The 23253-nt window shown below is 69.9% G+C and carries 16 protein-coding genes, 1 tRNA gene and 7 pseudogenes; 13 read left to right on the top strand and 11 right to left on the bottom strand.

Features of this window, described 5'->3' with window-relative positions; all coding sequences use genetic code 11:
• The first annotated feature begins 47 nt into the window (after positions 1-47).
• Entirely contained in the window at positions 48-1427 is a 1380-nt protein-coding gene (locus WJ438_RS04640) for an FAD-binding oxidoreductase (RefSeq protein ID WP_406724075.1), read from the top strand.
• An 86-nt stretch (positions 1428-1513) separates the two neighbouring features.
• Here the strand turns inward: WJ438_RS04640 and WJ438_RS04635 are convergent, their stop codons facing one another.
• The gene (locus WJ438_RS04635; RefSeq protein ID WP_406724074.1) at positions 1514-1897 is read right to left on the bottom strand and encodes a VOC family protein; all 384 of its coding nucleotides are present in this window, start codon (positions 1895-1897) and stop codon (positions 1514-1516) included.
• A gap of 103 nt (positions 1898-2000) precedes the next feature.
• On the opposite strand from WJ438_RS04635, the gene WJ438_RS04630 reads away from it, so the two are divergent.
• The gene (locus WJ438_RS04630) at positions 2001-2384 is read left to right on the top strand and encodes a VOC family protein (RefSeq protein WP_406724073.1); all 384 of its coding nucleotides are present in this window, start codon (positions 2001-2003) and stop codon (positions 2382-2384) included.
• Positions 2385-2419: 35 nt separating this feature from the next.
• Here WJ438_RS04630 and WJ438_RS04625 read toward each other — a convergent pair whose 3' ends face one another.
• Entirely contained in the window at positions 2420-3613 is a 1194-nt protein-coding gene (locus tag WJ438_RS04625) for an FAD-dependent oxidoreductase (RefSeq protein ID WP_406724072.1), read from the bottom strand.
• Positions 3614-3959: 346 nt separating this feature from the next.
• Between WJ438_RS04625 and WJ438_RS04620 the strand changes: the two genes are divergently transcribed.
• The 3 genes from WJ438_RS04620 to WJ438_RS04610 are packed head-to-tail and all read left to right on the top strand — an operon-like array spanning position 3960 to position 7493.
• The gene (locus tag WJ438_RS04620; protein WP_406724071.1) at positions 3960-5015 is read left to right on the top strand and encodes an NAD-dependent epimerase/dehydratase family protein; all 1056 of its coding nucleotides are present in this window, start codon (positions 3960-3962) and stop codon (positions 5013-5015) included.
• Complete coding sequence (locus WJ438_RS04615; RefSeq protein ID WP_406724070.1) at positions 5009-6316, top strand: DegT/DnrJ/EryC1/StrS family aminotransferase; 1308 nt, start codon at positions 5009-5011, stop codon at positions 6314-6316. The genes WJ438_RS04620 and WJ438_RS04615 overlap by 7 nt, the downstream gene beginning before the upstream one ends.
• Positions 6306-7493, top strand: a complete 1188-nt coding sequence (locus tag WJ438_RS04610) for an MFS transporter (RefSeq protein WP_406724069.1) — start codon at positions 6306-6308, stop codon at positions 7491-7493. Before WJ438_RS04615 ends, WJ438_RS04610 begins: the two co-directional genes overlap by 11 nt.
• Before the next feature lie 62 nt (positions 7494-7555).
• Here WJ438_RS04610 and WJ438_RS04605 read toward each other — a convergent pair.
• Positions 7556-7768: pseudogene (locus tag WJ438_RS04605) on the bottom strand (hypothetical protein); the annotation flags it as partial.
• A 53-nt stretch (positions 7769-7821) separates the two neighbouring features.
• On the opposite strand from WJ438_RS04605, the pseudogene WJ438_RS04600 reads away from it, so the two are divergent.
• Positions 7822-7944, top strand: a pseudogene (locus tag WJ438_RS04600) (hypothetical protein); the annotation flags it as partial.
• 31 nt (positions 7945-7975) lie between these two features.
• Positions 7976-8310, top strand: a pseudogene (locus WJ438_RS04595) (transposase family protein); the annotation flags it as partial.
• Between the two features lie 167 nt (positions 8311-8477).
• On the opposite strand, the gene ltrA reads toward WJ438_RS04595, so the two are convergent.
• Positions 8478-9941 carry a group II intron reverse transcriptase/maturase gene (ltrA, locus tag WJ438_RS04590; RefSeq protein WP_406723623.1) on the bottom strand — a complete coding sequence of 488 codons (1464 nt, stop codon included), beginning with the start codon at positions 9939-9941 and terminating at the stop codon, positions 8478-8480.
• 593 nt (positions 9942-10534) lie between these two features.
• On the opposite strand from ltrA, the pseudogene WJ438_RS04585 reads away from it, so the two are divergent.
• Positions 10535-10946, top strand: a pseudogene (locus WJ438_RS04585) (transposase family protein); the annotation flags it as partial.
• A gap of 642 nt (positions 10947-11588) precedes the next feature.
• Here the strand turns inward: WJ438_RS04585 and WJ438_RS04580 are convergent.
• A complete protein-coding gene (locus WJ438_RS04580) occupies positions 11589-11981 on the bottom strand; it encodes a transposase (protein ID WP_406724067.1) in 393 nt (130 codons plus the stop codon).
• Here WJ438_RS04580 and WJ438_RS04575 point away from each other — a divergent pair.
• Positions 11980-12414, top strand: a pseudogene (locus tag WJ438_RS04575) (RNA helicase); the annotation flags it as partial. The gene WJ438_RS04580 and the pseudogene WJ438_RS04575 sit on opposite strands and share 2 nt — an antisense overlap.
• Positions 12415-12628: 214 nt before the next feature.
• Positions 12629-12871, top strand: a complete 243-nt coding sequence (locus tag WJ438_RS04570) for a DUF5302 domain-containing protein (RefSeq protein ID WP_406724066.1) — start codon at positions 12629-12631, stop codon at positions 12869-12871.
• 257 nt (positions 12872-13128) lie between these two features.
• Here the strand turns inward: WJ438_RS04570 and WJ438_RS04565 are convergent, their stop codons facing one another.
• Both WJ438_RS04565 and WJ438_RS04560 read right to left on the bottom strand, forming a co-directional pair.
• Positions 13129-14694, bottom strand: a complete 1566-nt coding sequence (locus WJ438_RS04565) for an SMI1/KNR4 family protein (protein ID WP_406724065.1) — start codon at positions 14692-14694, stop codon at positions 13129-13131.
• Positions 14695-16246: 1552 nt separating this feature from the next.
• Positions 16247-16477: a hypothetical protein gene (locus tag WJ438_RS04560; RefSeq protein ID WP_406724064.1), complete on the bottom strand. Its 231-nt coding sequence runs from the start codon at positions 16475-16477 to the stop codon at positions 16247-16249.
• A 20-nt stretch (positions 16478-16497) separates the two neighbouring features.
• On the opposite strand from WJ438_RS04560, the gene WJ438_RS04555 reads away from it, so the two are divergent.
• Complete coding sequence (locus WJ438_RS04555) at positions 16498-16815, top strand: hypothetical protein (protein ID WP_406724063.1); 318 nt, start codon at positions 16498-16500, stop codon at positions 16813-16815.
• A 182-nt stretch (positions 16816-16997) separates the two neighbouring features.
• Here WJ438_RS04555 and WJ438_RS04550 read toward each other — a convergent pair.
• From WJ438_RS04550 to WJ438_RS04540, 3 genes are all read right to left on the bottom strand, one after another.
• Positions 16998-17072, bottom strand: a tRNA-Trp gene (locus tag WJ438_RS04550).
• Between the two features lie 322 nt (positions 17073-17394).
• The gene (locus WJ438_RS04545; RefSeq protein WP_406724062.1) at positions 17395-17730 is read right to left on the bottom strand and encodes a hypothetical protein; all 336 of its coding nucleotides are present in this window, start codon (positions 17728-17730) and stop codon (positions 17395-17397) included.
• Positions 17731-18632: 902 nt separating this feature from the next.
• Positions 18633-20045, bottom strand: a complete 1413-nt coding sequence (locus tag WJ438_RS04540; RefSeq protein ID WP_406724061.1) for an aminopeptidase P family protein — start codon at positions 20043-20045, stop codon at positions 18633-18635.
• A gap of 238 nt (positions 20046-20283) precedes the next feature.
• On the opposite strand from WJ438_RS04540, the pseudogene WJ438_RS04535 reads away from it, so the two are divergent.
• Positions 20284-21266 (top strand): annotated as a pseudogene (locus WJ438_RS04535) (LuxR family transcriptional regulator).
• A gap of 391 nt (positions 21267-21657) precedes the next feature.
• Positions 21658-22082, top strand: a pseudogene (locus WJ438_RS04530) (transposase); the annotation flags it as partial.
• Positions 22083-22166: 84 nt separating this feature from the next.
• On the opposite strand, the gene WJ438_RS04525 reads toward WJ438_RS04530, so the two are convergent.
• Positions 22167-22757 carry an SMI1/KNR4 family protein gene (locus WJ438_RS04525; RefSeq protein ID WP_406724060.1) on the bottom strand — a complete coding sequence of 197 codons (591 nt, stop codon included), beginning with the start codon at positions 22755-22757 and terminating at the stop codon, positions 22167-22169.
• Positions 22758-23253: the final 496 nt, after the last annotated feature.

Genomic DNA, 23253 nt, shown 5'->3' with positions numbered 1-23253 from the left:
CCAAAGGACTACGTTCGCCGCACACCGTTCCCTTCAGGAGGACTGCCGTGGCACTCGTCAACGCAGCCGGAAATGCCGTCAAGGACGCCGCGCTCGAGGATCTGCGCGGTGCCATCCGCGGCGAGGTGATCAAACCGGGCGATCCGAACTACGAAGAACGCAAGTTGATCTGGAACGGATACTTCCAGAAGAACCCTGGTGCGATCGTGCGGGTGGATGGCGCGTCGGATGTGATGAAGGTCGTGAACTTCGCGCGCGACAACGAGATCGAACTCGCCGTCAAGGGCGGTGGGCACTGCTTCGCCGGCACGGGTACGGTCGAGGGCGGCCTGCTGCTGGACACCTCCAACCTCCGCGGTATCCACGTCGATCCGCGGCGCCGCCGCGTCGTGCTGCAACCCGGCCTGTTGCAGGGCGACGTGGACGCGGAGACGCAGAGCTTCGGCCTGGCCGTCACCGGCTCGCAGGAGTCGTACATCGGGATCGGCGGCGTGACGCTCGGCGGCGGCCTGGGCTGGCTGGCCCGCTACCGGGGTCTGCTGGTCGACAACCTGATCTCCGCGGACGTGGTGCTCGCCAACGGCGAACTGGTGCGGGCCGGCGCGGACGACGACGCCGACCTGTTCTGGGCGATCCGCGGTGGCGGCGGCAACTTCGGCGTCGCCACCCGCTTCGAGTTCCAGCTCCACCCGCAGGGCGAGTGCGCGGCCGGCATCCTCGGGTTCCCGATCGACCAGACGGTGGCGGTGACCCGCCGCATCGACGAGTTCAACCGGACCGCCCCGGATGCGCTGACCACCTCGTTCGCCTTCCTGGTCGCCCCCAACGGGGAACCGGCCGTCGGCATCGGCTTCTGCCACGCCGCACCCGACGAGAAGACGGAGGGACTGATCGAGCAGATGCGCGGCCTGGGCACGAACCTCGTGCTCGACCACTGCGGTGTGATGCCGTACGTGGCGGTGCAGCGGCTGCTCGACGAGAACACGGTCGCCGGGCACCGCTACTACCCGCGCTCGTTCCTGCTGCCGTCGCTGCGGGAGGAGGCGATGCAGGTCCTTGCCGACGGGTTCGTCAGCACCCCCTCGGAGCGCAGCCTGGTGGGCGGCGCCCAGATGGGCGGAGCGATGCTGAAGGTCGGGCCGGAGGAGACGCCGTTCCCGCACCGCGACGGCTATCTGACCAGTATCCTGCCGTCCTGGACCGACCCGGCCAAGGACGAGGAGTCGGTGGAGTGGACCGAGCGTGTCTACGCCGAGCTGCTGCCGTACACCACCGACGGCGTCTACGCCAACCACCTCGGCGTCGACGCCGCCGATCGGGTCGCCGAGGCGTACGGGCAGAACTACAACCGGCTGACGAAGCTGAAGTCGGTCTACGACCCGGACAACTTCTTCCACACCAACGTGAACATCAAGCCCGCCCTCTGAGTGAGGGGGCCCCGGCGTCACCGGACGCCGGGGTGTGTCGGACGCGTCGTACGGATGAGGCCGTGGTGGCCGAGACCACCGCGGCCTCAGGCCGTTCTGGGCGTCTGCACCAGCCACTCGTGGCCGAAGGGGTCCTTCACGCGGCCCGCGCGGGCGCCGTACTCGCGGTCGGCCACCTCGAAGACGTATTCCCCGCCGGCGTCCACCATGGCGCGGGCCACCTTGTCCGGGTCTGCCACGATGAGCTGGAGGAGCACGCCGGGACGGCCGAGCCGCAGCGGGTCGTCGTCGACCGCGTCGGCGTCCTTGACCTGTACGGCCGTCGGCCCCAGCCGCAGCTGGGAGTGCACGATCCGGCCGCCGTCCTCGTGCCGCTCCTCGACCTGCGCGCCCAGCGTGCGCACGTAGTAATCGAGGGCCTGGCGGGCGTTGTTGACGACAAGTTTCGGAGTCACTGCGAGTGCCACCATGCCCACGACTCTATCCAGCCGGGGTGAATTCATGTGACAGAACCGCGGCAGATCTGGCGATCCGCAACCCCCGGAAGCGGATCTCGTGACTAGCATGGCGGCCATGCCTATGTTTCCTCGCCTGATCGTTCCCGATCCGGACCAGGCCTCGGCGTTCTACCAGGAATTCCTCGGCGCCGAGGAGGTGTTCCGCGCCCCGCCGCTCGACGACGGCCGGCCCAGCGTCATCGATCACCGCATCGAGGGCACGACTCTCAGGGTTTCACCCGCTGTCAAGGAATGGGGGTGGCTCGCGCCCAGTGACATCGGCGGATCGCCGGTCCTCATCGAGTTGGAGGCCGACGACCCCGACGCCGTCGGCGAACGCATGTCCGCGGGCGGCGCCGAAGTGATCGTGCCGATCGAGAACCGCCCCTACGGCAAGCGCTCGGGCCGTATCCGCGACCCGTTCGGCCACCTGTGGATCCTCACCGGCGAGCTGAGGTGAGCCGGGGCGTCTGGTGAGCCGGGCCAGCCGCCGGCTCATGCGGCCTGGTCGGTCGGCGGCCACGGGGCCAGCCGGTAGCCGAAGCCCTGCTCGCTCTTCTTGATCCCCTGCTTGATCGCTATCGGCAGGGTGAGGTCACGCATCATCCGTTCCCACCAGTGCCGCGGCGTCATCACGGAACCCATGCGCTGTGCCTGCTTCAACATCTTGGCCACGCGGGCGCGGCGGTCGGCCTGGAAGGCCGTGAACGCGGCGGTGGCGTCGGGCTCCCGCCGCATGGCGGCGGTGAGTTCGTACGCGTCCTCCAGGGCCAGCGTCGCCCCCACTCCGAGGTGCGGCTGGATCGCGTGGGCGGCGTCCCCGATCACGATGGCGGTGCCGCGGTGCCAGCGCTCCAGCAGCGGCACCTCGTACACCGGCCAGCGCCACACCGTCCCCACCGAGGCCCGGATGATCTCGCCGAGTTCCCTGGGATCGGTGCGGTGGCGTTCGACCAGCGCGTCGATCCACGCGGAGTTGGGGAGGTCGGCGAGCTCGCCGATGGTTCGCTCCTGCAGTTCGTAGTGGTTCTCGAACCAGAGGATCTGCCCGGGGCGGATGACCTGGTAGCCGAAGAAGCCGTGCAGCCCGAAGGTCATGTGGAACAGGCCGTCCACCTTGTAGTGGTCGGAGACCTCCGACAGACCGCCGGAGCCGACCACGCCGGCGTACCGCGGGGGCGAGGCCTCCGGAAGTACGTGTGGCCGGACGCCGGAGTGCACCCCGTCGCAGCCGACCACGATGTCCGCCTCCGCCTCGGATCCGTCCGCGAAGCCCAGTTGCCAGCTGCCGTCGGGCCGCTCCCGCAGCGACTTCAGCCGCTTGTCCAGGTGCAGCTCCACCCCCTCGGCGACGGCCGCCTCGCGCAGCCCGGCGCTCAGCTCGCCGCGCATGATGTTCGTGGTGCTCTCCGGGTTGTTCGCGAGCCAGCGGCCCTTGTGGTTGCGGAAGGTGATGCCGTCGCAGACCGTCCCGGTCTTGAGCGCGGCGTCCGCGATCCCCAGCTCCTCCAGCACGGCCCGCCCGAGCGGGGCCAGGTTGAAGAACGAGCCCACGTCCTGAACCCGCTTGGTGTAGGCCTCGTAGAGCGTCACGTCGTATCCCGAGCGTGCCATGCCGACCGCGCATGTCGGTCCGGCCACCCCGCCTCCCACGACAGCCACATTCCGGCCGGTCCCAGGTCCACTCATGTCGGGCTCCTCGCCGCCGATCGTCTCAGCACTGGTGACAGTCAGCGTAGGAACTCGCGGCAACCGCAAGCCGACTGTTGTCGCGAATCTTTCGGCGTGCCCCCGACGCGGCGAAGCCGCCGCAAAGGTTGAGGAAACAGCGCCACCCCGGAAAACCCTTCGAGGCGGCCTGCCGGCGCGCCCACCGCATGAACTCTGTGGCAATTTCCTCGACATCGCTCCTGGTCATCGAGGAAATTTGGGCACGATGGGAAGACACCCACTCCAAGCCGTCGAGACGTCATGCAACGGTCGAACAGATCCCGAATCGTGCCCGAACCCAGCAGTAAGGGAAAGGAATTCCACCGTGAGTCTGTCGCCCGAGGGGAAACGTTTCGCGACGGCTACGGAAGTGGCCGTCACCGGAGGCTCCGGATTTATCGGCGGTCATCTGGTAAGGGCGCTGAGCAAGTGTGGCCGAAGGGTGGTCGTCGTCGACTTATCCGTCCCCCGACAAGAAATCCTCGACCTGCCGGGAGTGCGGTACGCCAAAGCGGATCTGCGAGACTTCGGCGACGTGCTGCTGGCCCTGCAGGGCACCGACACCGTCTTCCACCTCGCCGGCAACGCGAGCGGGACGCTGTCGGTGGAGCAGCCCCGCTTCGACTTCGAGGTCAACGCGGTCGGCACCTCGAATATCGGCAACGCGGCCGCGCTGCTCGGAGTGCGCAAGCTGGTCTATCTGTCCTCGGCGATCGTCTACGGCACGCCGCAGCACACCCCGATGACGGAGCATCACCCCACGCGGCCGTTCCTCCCGTACGGCGCCTCCAAGCTCGCGGGCGAGCTGGCCCTGTGCAGCCTGCACGACGCCCTGGGGCTGCCCGTGGTCATCGGCCGCTCGTTCGTCGTCTACGGACCCGGCGAGGACCCGAGGCGCGCCGGCGGCGAGGTCTCGCAGTTCCTGCGCTGGCAGCTCAACCGCCTGCCGATCCCGCTCGTCGGGGACCGCGACCGCAAGACCCGCGACTTCATCCACGTCAGCGACCTGTGCCAGGCCCTGATCACTCTGGCGGAGGCGGGCACGGACGGAGAGATCTACAACCTCGGCAGCGGCCGTGAGGTGTCCATGCAGCAGTTGGCCGACGCCGTGGCCGAGGCGACCTGCCGCCCGGCGCGGCTGGAGGCGGACACCACCCGGCTGGAGGACAGCTTCCGGCTGGTGGCCGACGTTTCCAGGCTCAGCGGGCTCGGCTTCAAGCCGGAGTACGACCTCGCCTCCGGACTGCGCGGCCTGGCGGAGCATCTCGGGCCGCACCCCGAACTGCCGTCGGTCACCGCCGTCTTCCGCAGGGGACCGGCCGCCGGCGGACCGGCGGCTGAGGAGCCCGCGAAGGCCGGGGCGGAGGTCACGGCGTGCTAGCGGCGAAGGGCGGCAAGCCGGTCATGGCCGAGGGCGATGTCGCACCCTGGCCGTACATCGTCGAGGAGGACCGCCGCGCGGTGCTCAGGGCCATGGACGACGCCACGCCGTGGCACTGGCCCATGGGCACCGTGCAGGACCTGGAGGCGGCCTGGTCCGAGGCCACCGGCATGCCCCATGTGCTGGCGGCGAACTCGGGTACCGCGGCCCTGCACATGGCAGTGACGGCGGCCGGTGTGGAGCCGGGCGACGAGGTGATCGTGCCCGCCGACACCTTCCTGGCCACGGCCTCCTGCGTGCTGCAGGCCAACGCCGTCCCGGTCTTCGTGGACACCGACCCGGTCACGCTGAACATCGACCCGGAGAAGATCTCCGAGCGCGTCACGGACCGCACGAAGGCGGTCATCGCCGTCGACCTCAACGGGCTTCCGGCCGACTACGATCGGCTGCGCGAAGTGGTGGACCGGCACGGGCTGACGCTGATCGAGGACGCCGCCCAGGCGCACGGCGCCACCTACCGCGGCCGTCCGGTCGGGGCGCTCGCCGACCTGAGCGCCGCCAGCCTCAACGGCTCCAAGCCCCTGTCCGCCCTGGGTGAGGGAGGACTCTTCGCGACCCGCGACGCCGAGGAGTACCGGCTGGCAAGCCGGGTCCTGATGTTCGGCGAGGAACTTGCCGGACAGGGGCGGGACTACAATGCGCGCATCATGGGCTGGAACTACCGCATCGACGTGCTCGCCGCCGCTTTCGCCCGCTCCCAGCTCACCCGGCTCCCCGCGATGTCGGCCGTACGCGAGGCCAATGGCGCCGCGCTCACCGCAGCACTCCGGGAAATTCCGGGCCTACGGCCGCAGACGGTTCCGGACGACCGTACCCACGTGTATTTCTTCTACCCGATTCTCGTGGATCCCGAGGAGTACGGAGTGGCCGAGATTCCCGTGGCGGCGTTCCGTGACGCCGTGCTGAAGGCGGTGAGTGCCGAAGGACTGGGAATCATGCGCTGGCAGCATCAGCCGGTACCCGCGCAGACGCTTTTCCAGGAAAGGCGCGGCTACGGAAAAGGATGTCCGTGGACCTGCGGCCATACCCGGCCCGGATGCGAATACCGGGCCCAGGAGTATCCGGTCGCCCAGGACGTCTGCGAACGCCGGCTCGTACTCGGGCAGAGTTTCAGCTCCCTCGGGCCGCCCAACGGACTGGACACCATGGCCACATTCGCCGATGTCTTCACGAAGGTACTGATCGACGAGCGCGACGCCCTGATCGGCCTGGCGCGTGACGAAGCCGCTCGTGTCGGCTGAAGCCGCCGAGCAGCAGCGGCACGGCTCGCCTCCCCGGCAGGTGCGGGCGGCGCGGGCCGCCGTCGCCGCGGTGTTCTTCCTCACCGGCACCGTCTTCGCCACCTGGGCCTCCCGGGTGCCGGCCGTCCAGGAGCGGCTCGGCATGTCTGCCGGGGCGCTGGCGCTCGCGCTCGTCGGGCTCAGCGTCGGCGCGGTGGCGGCGCTGCCCGTCGTGGGCGGCCTGGTGGCGCGGTACGGCAGCCGGCCGGTGCTGCTGGTCGGCGCCGTGCTGTACGCGGGCGGGTTGCCCGTGCTCGCCGTGGCGCCCAACCTGCCCCTGCTGGCGCTCGCCCTGGCGGCGTTCGCATGCGGCAACACCGCCGTGGACGTCACCATGAACACGCAAGGCGTGCTGGTGGAGCGGGCCTATCGGCGGCCGGTCCTGGGGGGCTTCCACGCGATGTTCAGCCTCGGCGGCATCGTCGGCGCCGCCGCCGGGAGCGTGGCCGCCGGCCACGGAGTCGGCGCCGGGCCGCACTTCCTCGTCACCGGGCTGGTGGCGGCGGTCGCCTTTCTCGCGGCCATGACGATCCTGTTCCCGGATCCGCCGGACGCCACGGACCCGGGACCGGCCCTGGCGCTGCCCAAGGGCGGGCTGTGGATCCCCGGCCTGATCGCGTTCTGTGCGCTCATGGGCGAGGGGGTGCTGAACGACTGGGGAGCGGTCTACCTCCACGACGCCGCCGGAGCCGGCACCGGCACCGCCGCCGCCGGCTTCGCCGTCTTCTCGGCTGGCATGGTCGCCGGGCGGCTGGCCGCCGACCGTATCCGGGCCCGCACCGGAACCGTCCGCTTCATGCTGGCCTGCGGGCTGGTCGCGGGGCTCGGTGCTGCCGTGGCGGTGGCCGTGGCCGCCCCCGCGTCCGGGCTGCTCGGCTACGCGCTGCTCGGCCTCGGCCTGGCGGCGGTCGTCCCCGTCGTCTTCAGCCACGTGGCCGAGCAGCACCCGGACCGGCCGGGCCCGTCGATCGCCGCCGTCTCCGCCGTCGGATACGGCGGCTTCCTCGCCGGCCCGCCGGTCATCGGGGCGCTCGCGGAGGTCGGGGGTCTGCGCGTCGCGATGCTCATCCCGGTCGTGCTCATGGTCGCGATGACGCTCCTGGTCCGGCGGCTGGACACCACGCGGGCCAGAGGCTGACCCGGCCTCGCAACGGAGGGGCACACGAGCTGAACTTCGGTTTCCCGACGCGGCTCGCGCTCCTGCCGCGTCGCATGCTCCACGGCGGCTCGCGCCCGTGCCCGGACCAACGGGTGCGGGCGCGAGCCGTCGCCCGCCAGTTCCGGCTGGAACAGCGAGGCGAGGAAGAAGGGACGGCCGGGCAGTTCGGCGATGCGGACGTGCACGTCCTCGTCGTGTCCGCAGAAGCGCAGGCCGTGGGCGCGCAGGGTGTCGAGGTGGCGTGGAGTGCCCCCCGAAATTCCGGCACCTGGACGCTGGATGCTTCGTCATCCAGGGGAAGTGGTCCATGGCGGCAAAGCGGAAGAACCACCCCGAGGAGTTCAAGCGGGATGCGGTGGAGCCGGCGCGTTCCTCTGCGGACCGGTCCTTCACGGATATCGCCCAGAGTCCGGGCATCCCTCCGGAAACGCTGCGGAAGTGGATCCGCGACGACAAGGCCCGTGGCGGAGCAGGGGAGGCCCCATCGCGTCGACGTGTCCAGCTCTGCCCTCCGCTTCCTCGCCCGACGACTGCGGGAACACCGCCGCATGCTCGAGACCCGATGGCGGCGGCTGACCGCGGGCCGCCAGGCCCTGCTCACCCTCGCCCACCTCCGCGGCGGGCAGACGCACGCCCGGCTCGCAGCCGGCTTCGGCGTCGGAACCACCACCGTCTACCGCTACGTCGCCGAGGCCGTCGATCTCCTGGCGCCCTCGCCGCTGCCCTGGCCGAGGTGGCACGGGCCGCCTCGACGAAGGCGTTCGTCCTCCTCGACGGCACGCTGCTGCCCATCGACTGGGGGCACCTCCCGGCCGAAGGCCGGGGAGATCGCCGCAGACCGGCCGTTCTGTTGAGTCGGCACGGAGCGCGGTGCCGATGTTGCCATCGGTCCGTTTCTCCGTGCCGCTCGCCGAACCCGGCGTGCGGCTCTCACCGCACCGGGCTCTCCACGGTCTCTGTCGTTCAGGCGTGGTTGAGGGTCCAGGGGTTGGGGATTGTGTTGCCCCGGTAGCGATAGCGGGTGACCGCGATCGAGACCATGGGGAACAGTTCGATCCCGTCCGCCGAGAGCTTGTGCCACCGGCCGTTGCGGTCGGTGAAGCGTCGGCGGACGTCCTTCCACCTCCAGCGATGCAGCACCATCCACCAGCTGGTCACCCGTCGCCATACGAAGTGGTCCAGGGCTTTCAGCGTGGTCTTGCATACCGCGTGCTTGAAGTAGTTGACCCAGCCGCGCAGAATCGAGTTGATCCTCTTCAGCACGGTCCCCGGGTCCTGCTGCGACGTTCTGTTCGTCAGGGCACGGATCTTGTCCTTCAGCTGCCGGATGGGCCGGTCGGCGATGAAGGTGTAGACGTACCACTTGTTCGAGCCTCGCTTGCGGCGCCACTGGATGTGGAACCCCAGGAAGTCGAACCCGTCCGACATGTGCACGATCTGGGTCTTGGCCGGTGACAGCCGCAGCCCGAGAGGGTGCAGTACGTCGGCGATGTCCTCGCGCAGGCGGGCGACGTCGTCACGACTGCCGTCGACCAGGACGACGAAGTCGTCCGCGTAGCGGACGATGCGCCAGTTCGCGCGGCCGTGGTGGCGATGGTGTGCCCGCCTGCCTCTGGTGGACATCCGCCCGCCCGGCTCCCACGGCTCCATCACGTGCTCGTCGAGCGCGGACAGGGCGATGTTCGCCAGCAGCGGGGAGAGGATGCCGCCCTGCGGGGTGCCGGTGAAGGTCTCCTCGCGACCGCCGCCCTCAGTCAGGACACCGGCCTTGAGGAACGCCTTGACCAGCCGCAGCACGCGCTTGTCCTTGACCCTTGCGCGCACCCGGTCCATCAGGGCCGTGTGGTCGATGGAGTCGAAGCACGCCTCGATGTCCGCGTCCAGCACCCAGCGATAGCCGTGGGTGCCGTAGCGGTGGATCTCGGCGATCGCGTCGTGTGCGCGCCGCAGGGGCCGGAAGCCGTAGGAGACCGGCAGGAAGTCGGCCTCGAAGATCGGTTCCAGCACCAGCTTGAGGGCCGCCTGGACCACCCGGTCGGAGACGGTCGGGATGCCGAGCCTGCGCACCTTCCCGCTCCCGCCGGGCTTGGGGATCTTGCGTTCGCGTACCGGCAACGGGCGGAATTCACCCGTCTTCAGTACGCGTCGCAGGTCCTCCAGGTAGCCCGGGAGGCCGAGTTCCTGCTCGACGTTGACGACGGTGAGGCCGTCCGCGCCCGGCGTTCGGGCTCCCTTGTTGCCCGCGACCCGTTCGAACGCCACGAGCAGCGTCGCCGGATCGCATACGAGGTTGAACAGATCGTCGAACCTGCGGCCACGGTCGGCCGCCGCCCAACGGTGAAGCTTGGCCTGCATCCCCGATACCCGCTGGTGAGACCCCCGCGGGGCCTCAGGAGCACTGCTGTTCAGCAGCGCGTCTTTCGGCATTGCAGCCTCCTTCCCTTCTCGAAACCGCTGCCGCCCTTCCCCATGTGCCAGGCTCTCCCCGGCTCGGAGTACTACGGTGGCTCCGCCCCGCCCCGGCCCGGTCGGCCGACGGTGGACCCAGCCCTCCCGCCGTGCTGGACACGCGGCAGGAGGGCGGGACCGGGACGGTTCCCGTGTTCGCTCGTTGTTCGATCGTCGGAGTAGGAGCCCGGCTATGCCCCCGCGGCCTCGCCACGGCTACCCCGCAGCACTTCACCGTGGCCTCCCCGCGCGACCGAAGTAGACCGCGCGGAAAGTTCCCCGCCGGCCGAATATCCAGCGGGGACGCACCGCATCCAGCCCTCATCCACCAGGTTCGAGCTGGCGTGCCTTAAGGAGGCGTAGACGCCGGTTCCTCGCGTACTCCTCTCCGTCTCGCTTGCCGAACCCGCCCCATCTGGCAGTACTGGCACGTCCCGGCTTTGTCAGGGCTGCTTCCCGCCCTCCCCGGCACCTCCCGGGTCAGGCTGCCCTCAGCTTCAACCGTCCTGCTGCGACAGGACGGCGGCGGCGGTCTTTCACCTCCACTCGAACAACAAGCGCCTCACGGCGCACACTCCGGCAAACACAAGAGACACGGGATGAACGTGCAGGTCATCGCCGATCCCTTCGGCCGACTGCTGTGGGCCTCACCGGCCCTGCCCGGGGCCGGCCACGACATCCGCGCGGCCCGCGAGCACGGCATCATCGACGCTCTCGCCCAGGCGGGCGTCCCGTGCCGGGCCGACAAGGGATACCGCGGTGCCGGCGGGACGGTCCGTGTCCCCCACTGAGGCCGGTGGGAGGCGCTTTCGTCAGGCCAGCAGGCAGTCAACCGGTCCCACGCGAAGATCCGGACCCTCGTCGAGCAGGCCGTCGCCACCCTCAAGTCCTGGCGGATCCTCCGTAAGCTCCGCTGCTCGACCACCCCGCATCACCAGCCTCGTTCAGGCGGTCCTCTGCCTGCATCTGACCAGCTCGGACTGAGCATGGAAAAGGCTCAGCGTTCTGTGGCCTCAAGGTCGGCTTGCTCCTTGATACCGACCGGAAACTCAATGGGGACTTCGGCTCGACATCGGTTTCTTGAGGAGCTGGTGGCGCCCGACGCGTGCTACCGCCAAGCGTCACCGCGCGGGTGAAACAACAAGGGTGCAGATCCAATCGGGGTGTTGTTGATCAGGCCGCGAGTTTGAGTCGGTCGCGTGCCTGGTGGTTGCGGGCGAACTCCTGCTGCTCGTGCCAGGCCCAGTAGGTGCCGAAGTCGCCGTTGGTGCGCAGGGCACGAAGCTTGAGCACGGCCTCAGCGCCGGACAGGCCCCAGCGGGCTCCGGTGATGTCCAGGCGGTCTTTGACCAGGTGGCGGCAGGCGCCCTCGATGATGCCGGTGGCGATCGGCCAGCCGCGTTCGAGTGCGATGTCGTAGCGCAGGTAGTCAGCCTTGTTGCGCAGGTAGCCGACGGCGTCGTCGATTCCCTTGCGGCGGTTCTTCTCCAGCTTCGCGGCGCGGGCGGCCGCCTGGAGCGCGGCGGCGACCTGCTCGGCACCGCCGCCGAGGATGGCGCGGGCGTGGCGGGCGACCCATGCCTCGGCGGCCGGATCGCCGGAGCCGTGCAGGCACCAGGCCGCGCTTTAGAGGTATTCGAGCACGTGGATGAGGTCGATGACGATGTGTACCTTCCCGCCCCGGCGCTTGGCTTCGGCGGTAACGAGGTCGAGTTGGTGGCGGGCCCCGTCCACGAGCACGACCCAGCACCGGCGGTGTTCGGGGTCGCGGTGCTCGGCTTGGTCGAAGGCGGCGGCCACGACCTGCGCGGCGGTGTCGTGGATCGAACCGGTCAGCCACTTGGACCTGGCCTTCGGCCCGGGACGGCGGCGCCGCCACCGCGACACCCAGCTGTGCAGCGTTCCGTAGTGGACACCGAGCTCCTCGGCGACCTCCGGGAGCGGCCTGCCCGTCTCGATCACGATGCGTACAGCACCCTCGCGAAACTCAGGCGTATACGCCCGTTGCTTGGACCCCATGAATCTCGACTTCCCCTGCAATCACGGAATCCACGCTACGAGGGGAGGGACACGCGCCGGTGAGTCCGGCAGCGTGGTCACGCTCGTGCTGGCGGGCCAGCGCCGCGAGACGAGCCGCATGATGGCCGGGGCCGGCATCGAGCCGACCGTCACCAAGGTGCGCTCGGGCGCGGCGGAGCTGAGCCGGATCACCGGCGCCGAGGCTCCCTCGGGCACCCCGCTCGACGGCGGGCCCGCCGTTCCCCGGCCCAAGAACACCAGCGCTCCGCTTCCGCGGCCTCGGCACCAGCAAGGACACCAACGCTCCGCTTCCGCGGCCTCGGCACCAGCAAGGACACCTCCCGCGGCGCCGGCGGCAAGTCCCGAAAGGCCGGCGAGGTCCGCGAGCTCGCCGAGGGCCCGCAAGGCCGCCCTCGTGCGTCGCAACGGCTGAGAGCCGTTGCCCTGGCAGCGAATCTCCTGGCCACGGGATCGACAACCCTCGGCCCGGCCCGAAGCCCGTCCTGCGCCCCCCACCTACGAAGCGAACGCCCTCGACCGCGAGAGGGATACCCGCCGAAACGGAGCAGGATGATGTTGCCGGCGCCCCGCACTGCGCCCGGCATGACAAGCTGTGCTTGCCCACTCCCCGAACCCAGGAGGTCACCATGACCGCAGAGCCCGCAACTACGGAAGGTTCGGAGCCGGCTGCCCCCGAGACGTCCCCTCTGGCGCCGGACAACGACGGCAACTATGACCTCAAGCGCAAGTTCCGTGAAGCCCTGGCGCGCAAGCGCGGTGCGCAGGCGGACGCGGCCGATGTTGCCGCCAACCCGAATGCGTCGAAGGTGCGTGCGGCGCACGGCCCGGCTGCGAGCCAGCGGTCGTTCAGGCGTAAGAGCGGCGGCTGAGTCGATCAGTCCCGCGGTCCGGCTGCTTCACCGGCACTCTGCGCGCTATCCATTCGCGCGCCCGGTGCCGTGGCTCGCAACGTGCGCATGTCCGTGTGCGCGTTGCGGGCGAGGCGTAGTCGGCGGTATCGCCTGCGGGAGGGCCCAACTGAGGCCAGCGAGGGTCGGTGGCGCCGCCGCACCGGCATTCTCGGCGGACGTCCGGCCGCCCACCGAAAGGTGGAAAACGGTTCCCCGTGACATGCCTTCAGGCCGCTTCACAGCACCACCGCGCGGGTGCCCGCGGCGGCGGCCGCGGCCGGGGAGACGAACCGCTGCCGGTCGAACGGGGCGGGGTCGCCGTCGAAGGCGAAGCTCCAACCGGGGCCGGCCCGGCCGACCGCCACGAGAGCCCTGTCGTCGTAGGACGAGAACTCCCTCTGGTTGTCCAGCGACCTGTGGCGCGCCTCCCAGAGGGTCATGGGCTCGTTCAGCACGGGGCCGTCCCCGTCCGCGAGACGTCCGGGCAACTCCTTTGGCTCCACACCCTCCACCAGGACGAAACGGTAGGACGTGCGGTGGTTGCCCGGGTCGGGCTCCGCGAGCCACGCCAGGTCACCCGGGTCGAGCCCGGCCATCGGCCCCGGTGCCTCACCCACCTGCCCGCCCCTCGGCGTGGACAGCAGCTCGCGGCCCCGCTCCGGGGTCAGCAGCGGCCCGAGCACCGGGTCGGCCACCCACCCCAGCGGCGCCAGGAGGTCCGGTCCCAGCGGCTCCCACAGGGGCAGGACGTCCATCAGAGTCCGCCAGGCCCCGTCGGTGTCCCCCCACCGCGCCAGCTCCCGTGCTCGCTCCACCGCCTCCCCGAACGGTCCGGCCGCCGTGTACCGGTACGTGCCGCTGCGCACCTGCTCCAGCGTCGCGTAAGCCAGTGACACCAGGTCCTCGTCGGCGCCCCGCAGGTGGAACCTCAGCGTGGAGTCGTCCCGGTACGAGTGCGCCGCGTGCTCGGCCACCAGCGGTGGCAGCAGCTCGGGCGCGTACCGCGGGTCCGTCACCAAGTGCTCGAAGTACACCATGGAGGTCTGTCCGAGCAGGCGGCGTATCTGGTCGCCCAGCCCGGCGGCCCGCGGCCTGCCGTACCCCTTGGCCTCGTCCAGCGCCTTCACGGCCCGTTCCCAGCCACCGCGCAGCGCCTCCAGCCGGGCCTCCTCCACCAGGGCGTCCAGCTTTCGCGTCGTGTCGTTGACGAACACCGGCTCCCCGTCGCTCCGGCGCGCCCGCAGGCTGTGGAACTCCCGGTGCATGTCCCGCATGTACTCGAGGAAGTTCGCGTGCCGCTCCGGTGGCGCGGCCCGCCAGCCCGCCCATGTGTACACGGCCCACTCACCGTCCTCGTCCACGTCCTTGGGATCCATGAGGACGTAGGTGCTGTCGGACTCGACGTCGAGCTGCAGCCCGCGTCGCCAGAGGTCCGCCTCCCGCCGCTCCTCGGGCCCGGCGTCCTCGTCCAGGTCCTCCTCGAAGATGTCCGCGAGTCCCGACTCGTCGTCGTGCCAGCGCGCCTCCGCGCTCCCCGCCAGCAGCCACACGAACCCGCCCGCGTGCCGCCACCCGTTGCTGACCTTGAGGAACTCCCGGTACGACGGGGGTATCCGCCGGCCGAGGCGCTCCTCCATGGCGGCGATCCGCTCCTCGGACGCGGGTGGGAACCCCAGCCACCGCGCCCGCCGGGCGGCCTCGTCGTCCTGGCCCCGCGTCTCACCATCCGGCAGGGAACCTGCCCACTCCTCGCTCCATCCGAGCAGGAAGGGCCGCCAGTCGAATGTCGTGGTGTCCGTCATGCGCCCGATGCTGCCACCCGTCACTGACAGTGCTCCGCTGCCTGCCGCGGCCAAGGACCCTCGCGTACGCGACCAGCCCGGCAGGCTGTGCCGGCGTGCTCGCGCCCTGCTCGGGCGATGGAGAAGTCGGCGAACTCCCATGTCGGTGAAGGCGGGCCAAGGCCGTGGGCGCGTCTACCCCCGTCCCGGAAGCAGGTGTGCCCCAGTGCACGGGTGAGGCACCATCTGCTGCTCGCTCGTGCCGGAGTTCCGGACGGCGAACAGCTCTCGCGCGTCCTACCGGTACTGATGCACGACGGATGCTGCGGTCGACGTGGGGGTGCGGGCACCGGAGACGCCGGGGCAGCGGAAGAGACCGGTTGACTGTGCGCGAGACGGTCACCATGACGGTGCCCACCTGCCCGACCGGCACGTTTCAAGCCGTACTGGCCACGATCCAGTGCCAAGGGTTGCCCTTGGCCATGGACCCGAACTCGCCGGCCACCGACCAGCCGGTCATCCATCCTCCTCCGCCATGGTTTTTGCCCGGCAGGAACACGTACACAAGGGCCTTCGGGCGCTCTTGCAGCTCTCGGTGCACTTCTCGCGGGGTTGTACTCACGCCCTACCATGATCACCTTGTGTCGTCGCATCAATGTGTTCGCGACGGTCAAGAAGTGTCGGGTCTTGCCGGGGATCTTGGGGAGCTGGGTTTTCACAGGTCCCGGGGGTGCCGATAGCTGCTTGAGCGGTCGACGTTGGTCGTCATTGGCCCTCACTGAGCGGCCTCGGACGGTCCAGAGGCGGCCCAGCTCCGGTGCCTCACACTGCTCTCATGCGTGTGGAGAACAGATCCCAGATCCTTGCCTTCCGCCTTGCTGTAACGGTGCTTGCGTTGGCCGCATCACCGGTTCTGCTGGTTACCGGGGGGCCACTCCGGCAGCTGTACCTACGCCGTGTCCACCAGACCGGCAGAGCGCTGATATGCAAGGAAGAGGGCTGGGTCACGCTCGCATACTTCGTGACGACGAACTGGGCCGTATGGACGTGCTGTTGGCCCACGGATCAGCTACTCAGGAAGCTCGGCCGGTAGAGGAGGCAACGACTCGACTCGCTGCGATGACAACCACTTCAGGAGTTCGATCAGAGGGGCGCCACGGCACTCAGGGACGTGAGACGCAAAGCCGTCGCGGGCCGTTCATGGCTGCTGCTGTCTGGCGTCGCTGATGCCAAGCCTGGATGTCAGGGCGAGACCGAGGCCTCGGACATCGCCCGGTGGTAGAGTCCCGCTCTTCGCCAGGTTCCCCTGCGCGGAGTCCCCGCGGTAGGTCATACCATGTCCGATCCTCTTGACCCCGATCCGTACACAAAGTGGCAGCACGCGCTGGCCGAGGCTGACCGGGTCTTCGCGTCACCTCCCGAACTCGACCGCCCGGTGGACGGCTGCACTTACTGCACCCCGGAGTCGGAGCTGCGCCTTCTCGGTGGCGACCCCGCTGCCGTACCAGACGATCTCCTCGGGCATTTCATGCGTGAGGTCGTCAGCCACTGGGAAACGGACCAGTACTCCGTCCTATGGCGTCGTCTCATCCCCCGTGCGCTGCGCTACTGGGGGCCGGAGGGCCATGGCGCCGATCCGTCCGGGGAAATCGGTCATCTCGGTCGGCGCGGGGCCAAGTTCGTTGACTGGTCTGCGCCCGAACGTGCCGTTGTGGAACAGGCCTTTCGAGCGCTGCTGGCGATCGCTCTGGTTGACGGTCGGCCCCCTTCGGACATCGCTGACCTTTTGGAGGGAATCGCCCATGCGACGGGTGGTCTGAAGCCGTGGCTGGAGCACATTGCTGGGCTTGCCGGCCCGAGGCGGACGCCGGGCTCGTCCGCCTCGCCCTCGACTGGGCGACCAACCTTCTCTGGGAGGAACTCCGGTTCACGTGGTGGTACGACGGCGACCCTCAGGTGATCGCCGCCTGGCTGCCCACCCAGCGAGCCCGCATCGCCACCTTCGCCACGCGGCATCCGCGCTGCAAGACCGCAGCCGACGCGCTGATCGCGGTCGATCGACTCCGAGCCGGTCACCATAGCCCATGGCTGTACCCGTACGGCATGGGCGAGTTGCTCAGGCTGGCCCCATGGGCAGACTGAGGTGTCGTCGGTCAGTACCGGTCGATGTTTCCTGCCACAGACGGCATCAGCCGCGCGTATCCTCTCTTTAGGAGAGCGGTTGGGTGATCAAGGGGCTGGCCTGCGGGTTCCCCGCCTTGCATGAGGGTCGACGGGGCTTCGGGTGTCCCGGGGAATCCACCCGGGCGCGCAGCTGGGGCGGGCGAAGCCGACCGGATTTGAACCGGCGTCCTCGCGATTTTGGAGACCGCGCGCGACGACCTCTGCGCTACGGCTTCGCCCGGCGGGGATCCTAGCCCACCGCGTTTCGGACAGACCCGGCTTCCGGCACTCCCGGCCTGCGGGGCTGAAAGACAGCCGAAGATCGCGTCATCGTCCACGACTTCAACCTAGCTGCCTCAGTAGGTGGTGACTCCGGTGCAACCGCAGACGGAGACCAACACTCTTTCCAACTGTGTTGGCGGGAGGTTGGGCTGTGTGCGTGGGCGTTCACCTGGGCTCATAGTCGGCTGGTCGTCGGCGCCTGGACGGCTTCGGGTCCCGCCTGAACGGCCGTGCACGGCGCTGAATGAGAAGGAAACTGAGACGGTGGCACATGGGCTACGCCGCTTCCCAGCCGAAGCGATCCTCCAAGGGGTCCGGGCTGAGGTAGGCGTAGCCGGCACCGTGGGCGAAGTTCAGGGAGTACGGCCCGTCTTCGACGGGGTCCGCCATGCGGAAGAAGAAGCGCCACGGGGCCTCGACACCGGCCCAGTCGGGATAGGCGGGCCGACCTCCGAGGTAGTCGTCGGCGTCGACCATGCCGTACTTCTCCCACCCCTGCTCCACCTCGTCCGGTACCGGCGTCAAGTCGATCCGGAACTCGACCGGTACGTGCTCCTCGTCGGGGCCTTCTCGCCAGAGCGAACCGATGTTCCTTGCAATCTTCGAGTTCAAGGCGTGCCGTTGTACAGTGAAGAACGCCTTCGACCTGCGACAAGCAGGCAGGGAGCCGTATTCAGGGAGTTTCGAGTGTTTCGTACTCTGTTCAAGTCCAAGATCTAGCGTTTAGGTGTTTCCGCAGGTCAGAGCCCTGATCGTCGCCTCCGGGTCAGCAAACGGTCAGCATCGGGCCGGACGGTGTCCGGCTTGCTGACCTGCCCCCGGGGCAGGGATCTGCTGCCCCGCCCGGCGCCCTGCTCGGAAGGCTTGATACGTGGCTCGACAGCTCGCCCGTGGGGTTGGGTCCTTTTTCAAGGAGTGTGGTTGTTTCAGGCCGACCCGGGTGCCCGCACCCGTACACGATCCGTTTCCGGAACGGGCTGGGGAAACAGTGTGAGGAAGGCGGCTTCGGCACGCAGGACGACGCGATCGAACGCCTCACGCAGATCTATGCGGAGAGAAGGAGAACAGCGCCATACGTTGCTGAGGCCCGCCGCGAACTCGGGCAGCAGACGGTCGCGGAATACGCGAAGCAGTGGCGGCCCCGGCAACGCCGGATGACCGAGCTGAGTTCACGGCAGGGTCAGGCCGACGACGGCCGCCTCACGCGGGCGGTGCCGGCCAGCGTGGGCGTGGAGGCGGGAAGGTCGTCCTGCCGGGACGGCGTCGAGCCGCTCCCGGCAGCCGCTCGACCCGGTGCTCGGTGGGCACGGCCGCGGATGACCGGACGTGGCGGGTGAGCGCATCGGGCCCCAGGCAGGTGGGTCCGCACGGTGTCGAGCGGGAGTCACCGGGACTCGGTGGGGGTCTCGGCGCGGCCGCGGGCCCCACCGGCGACGTTCCCAGGGACCGCTGCCTCGCCGAGGGCGACGGCGAACCCCCGGCGCACTGGCGCACCGGCGACGCCACCGCCGCACTCAGCCGGAGAAGCGCGCCATCCACGCCTCGACCTCGTCCGCGGCGCGCGGCAGGCCCGCCGACAGGTTCTCGTGGCCCTCGTCGGTGACGACCAGGTCGTCCTCGATCCGGACACCGATGCCGCGCCACTCCTCGGGCACCGTCAGGTCGTCCGCCTGGAAGTACAGGCCCGGCTCGACGGTCAGGCACATGCCCGGCTCCAGCACGCCGTCGACGTACTCCTCCGTGCGGGCCTGCGCGCAGTCGTGGACGTCCAGGCCCAGCATGTGGCCGGTGCCGGCCATGGTGAAGCGGCGCTGCAGGCCGAGCTCGTACGCGCGGTCGACGGGACCGTCGATGAAGCCCCACTCGACCAGCCGGGCCGTCAGGTGGCGCTGGGCCGCCTCGTGGAAGTCGCGGTACGGGGCGCCCGGCTTGACCGCCGCCATGCCGGCCTCCTGGGCCTCGTACACCGCGTCGTAGATCTCGCGCTGCAGGGGTGTGAAGGTGCCGCTGATCGGCAGCGTGCGGGTGACGTCGGCGGTGTAGAGGGAGTGCGTCTCCACGCCCGCGTCGAGCAGCAGCAGGTCCCCCGGGCGCACCGGGCCGTCGTTGTCCGTCCAGTGCATGATCGTGGCGTGCTCGCCGGCGGCGCAGATCGAGCCGTAGCCGACGGCGTTGCCCTCGAGGCGTGCCCGGCGGAAGAAGGTGCCCTCGATCCACCGTTCCGACGAGGCGATCGCCCGGGAGAGCTCCGCGACGACGTCGGTGAAGCCGCGCACGGTGGAGTCCACGGCCTTGCGCAGTTCCCCGAGTTCCCAGGCGTCCTTGACGAGGCGGAGATCGCTGAGCGCCTCCTCGAGTTCGGCGTCCCGCTCCGCGTCGGTGGTGACGGCGGCCTCGAGGGAGGGGTCGATCCCGCGGACGATCCGGGTCGGCGCTCCGGAGGCGGCGGCCAGGTCGGCGGCCGCGGTGCGCACGTCGCGGCACGGCAGGCCGAGTACGCGCCCCGATTCGGCGAGTGAGCGGCGCCGGCCCGTCCACAGCTCCGCGTGGGCGCCCGTCCAGAACTCGTCGTCGTCCCTGCTGTCCCGTGGCAGCTGATAGCAGTAGGCGTCGTGGCCGCCGTCCGCGCGGGGTTCGAGGACGAGCGCGCCGTCCCGGACCTGGTCGCCGGCCATGTGCACGTAGCCCGTGTACGGCCGGAAGGGGTAGGTGTCGTCGTTCGAGCGGACCTTGAGGTTCCCCGAGGGGATCACGAGGCGTTCGCCGGGGAACCGTGCGGAGAGCGCGGCGCGGCGGCGGGCCGCGTGCGGGGCCTGCTCGGCGAGCTGGAGGTCGTGTCGTTCGGTGTCCGCCCAGCCCGTCCGCATGAGGGCGGACAGCTCTGCGGAGATCTCCGGGTAGAGGCCGTTCTTCCGGCGCTTCGCCACGGCGTGCACCTTCTTCCGTCGGAGCTTTCATGGGGTTCCATGTGTCGGCGGCGAGGGCGGGCAAGCGCACCGTCCGGGCGGGGTGGCGCCCCGCCCGGTGGGGTCCCGGGCTCCCTCGCTGCCGCCGGTTGGCGGCGGCTCCCGGAGAGTACCGCCGCGCGGTGGGCGCCGGGGCCGAACAGTGCCAGTGGCACAGATCGGCCACGGTCCCGGACGGAAAGCATCGATAATGTGCCCCATGGCGAACGCGGAACTCGGCGCGGGTCTCCGGCTGCTGGGGCTCGATCACACGGCGTGCCGGGTCTACCTGGCCCTGCTGGAACTGGCCCCCGCTCCGCTGAGCGCGATCGCTGCGGCGGCCGGGCTGGGCGGGAGCGAGTTCGCCGCGGCGTACGGCGAACTGGTCGACGCCGGTCTGGCCAGTACCGCGGCCGGGGACGGGGACGTGGTGGCCCCGGTGCCGCCCGCCGCGGGCCTGGAGATCCTCGCCCGGCGCCGGGCGGCCGAGCTCGAGGAGTCGCGCATCGCCGTCACCGGCGCGTTCGAGTCGTTCCAGCGCCGGCGGCTCGCCGCCTACAACGACGACCTCGTCGAGGTCGTCACCGGCGAAGCCGTCGGTCCCAGGATGCGCCACGCGTGGGCCGGCGCCGCGAGCAGATCCGGCAGTTCGAGTCCCCGCCGTACGTCCCCCTGGCCGGCGCCACCGACGACGCCCTGGCGACGCTGGCCCGCGGGGTGACGCAGCGCGTCGTCTACTCACGGGAGTCACTGGAGCACCCCGGCCACCTGAAGGACGTCGTCGAACCCTGCATCGAGGCGGGCGAGCAGGCCAGGGTGCTGCCGTCGGTGCCGGTCAAGCTCTTGATCATCGATGAGGCGTACGCCCTGGTGTCGTTGTCGATCAAGGAAGCGGACGTGCACAACACCATGCTGGTGGTGCAGCCGTGCGGCCTGCTCTCCGCGCTGGCCGCCCTGTTCGAGCAGGCATGGCACAACGCCCTCCCCCTCCACGGCCTCCCTGCCGGCCCCGTCGGCCTCCCGCCCGCCGACCGTCGCCTGCTGCGGCTCCTCGCCGGCGGCGCGACCGACGACGTCATCGCCCGCGAACTGGGCATCAGCCGCCGTACGCTGTTCCGCCGCCTGCAGATCCTGATGGCCCGTCTCGGTGCCGCGAACCGTTTCCAGATGGCCCTGCTGGCGCAGCGCTCCGGCTGGCTGTGACCGGGTGCCCAGGAGCCCCCTGCGACGGCTTCGCCCGGCTCCAGCGGAGAACGGTTCGTTGTGGCCCCCACGCGATCGTCACCCAGCCCCGAGAGTTCGTCATCGGCGGCGAACAGGCCGACGCCGGCACCAGGGATGAGACGGCCCGGGTGTTCCTGTCCGGAAGTCCTCGGCCGTCGCACCCGAACCCGGAGGCCCGACGCCCGCCGCCTCCTGCGCACAGCGACGACCCCAAGCCCGCAGGTGGCGCTCGTCACCAGCGGCGCCACCGCTCCCTCCGTCGCCCTGTTGCGCGCGGCCCGGGAGGAGTTGGCCGCCTGGGCGGGTGGCACACGTTCCTATGCCACCCATACGTTTATCGAAGCGCGCACGATCACTGCTCATCGGAGTCACCCTCTGGGGTGTCGACCGCCGGCACAAGGGCGCCGGGAACACGCTGGCCGCGCTGAAGTCGATCCGCGCCGCCCGGTCCGACGGCGCACCGATCTACGCGATCCTGGACAACCTGTCCGCCCACAAGGGCCTCGACATCCGGCGCTGGGCGATGAAGCACAAGGTCGAGTTGTGCTTCCCCCGACCTACGCCTCGTGGGCGAATCCGATCGAGGCCCACTTTGGGCCGCTGCGGCAGTTCACCCTCGCCAACTCCCACCACCCCAACCACACCGTGCAGACCCGGGCCCTGCACGCCTACCTGCGCCGGCGCAACGCCAACGCCCGCCACCGCGACGTCCTGGCCGCCGAACGCGAGGAACGCGCCCGCATCCGCAGCGAGAAAGGCATCCGCTGGGGTGGGCGGCCGTTGAAGGCGGCGTAACCAGCCGCGAACGGTGATCTCTGCGGGCTCATTGATCCCGAGCCCGGTCAAGGCGTCCCGTCAGCCGCTCCAAAGTAGCTGCTATTACCAGGGCTCCCCTGTGGACGGGTCGAGGCCCGCCTCCAAACACCGCTGCTGCTCACGCCAGTTGACGAAAGAGGGCTCTCCCGGAAGGACGACACTGATCGTCTCCTCCTGGAATTCTTCATCTGTGAGCAGTCTGCGCAGGAACTCCGCCATTCCGAAGGGGTGGACCTGGAAGTGGGGATTCGTGTGCCGCCCGCATACGAGCACGGGCCACAGGTCGGGATCGTCGCCCGTGGTCAGCCAACAATAGATGTCTGCGCCACTGGTGACGCCCCAAGCCAGGATGGAGTCCGGGTCCACGTCGAGGGCCGCCCTGCCGCCGTACATCTCCCATGTACCGCGGGCGTTCGCCGTCTCGTCCTTCAGCCCGGACCCGTCTGAGTAGGCGTCGGGCCGCGGAACCGGCAGCAGTATGCCGATCGCCTCACTGAGCTCCCCTGCCCCGTACACCTCCATGAAGGCGACATAGTCGGCCGGAAACCGGGTCCCCCAGGTCTCTTCGAGCTCACTCCAGTCGATCCGCTCGTCCACGCCGTGCGTCGTCGACACGACCTGCGCGAGCGCCGCTATCCCGGGGGTCCCGCCCACTTCCACTCCTTCACGTACATCTTCGAAAAGCCACAACCTACGCGATCACGCTCCCTGCAGAAAGGGAAGGGCCGACGCCGGTGCGAACCTTCCAACCGGCGAACCATCCGGGTCAGAGCACCAGGCAGCTTCGGGCAGGCCCCGCCGGGCCGTCTGCAAGCCGTCCGAAGGCGGCCGAAGGCGACCAACGTTGACAACCGTCGACAGCTGAGCCGCAGGTCACAGCGTTGGCCGCTCAGGAGGCCGCAGGTCAGCGAGGCCCCGCGTCACTTCGACGATCCCGCGGACGAGCCGCAGCTCCTCGACCTCGCGGTAGCTGAGGGGAAGCGGTGGCACCGCCACACCGCATGCGCGATGATCCCCGCCGGGAACCGGAACCCCTTGTACGACGGCGCCTCGGCCCCCACCCCGACCTCTCTCAAGCGATCACCGAACCCGACGCTCATCCCAGCTCCGAGGCGACGCACTCAAGTCGACAACGCCGCCGGCGGGATTC

The organism is Streptomyces sp. GD-15H, from assembly GCF_045291515.1.
In the GTDB taxonomy this organism is placed as follows: Bacteria; Actinomycetota; Actinomycetes; order Streptomycetales; family Streptomycetaceae; genus Streptomyces.
The sequence above is the reverse complement of the archived record's forward strand: the minus strand, read 5'-3'. Positions and strand labels throughout refer to the sequence as shown.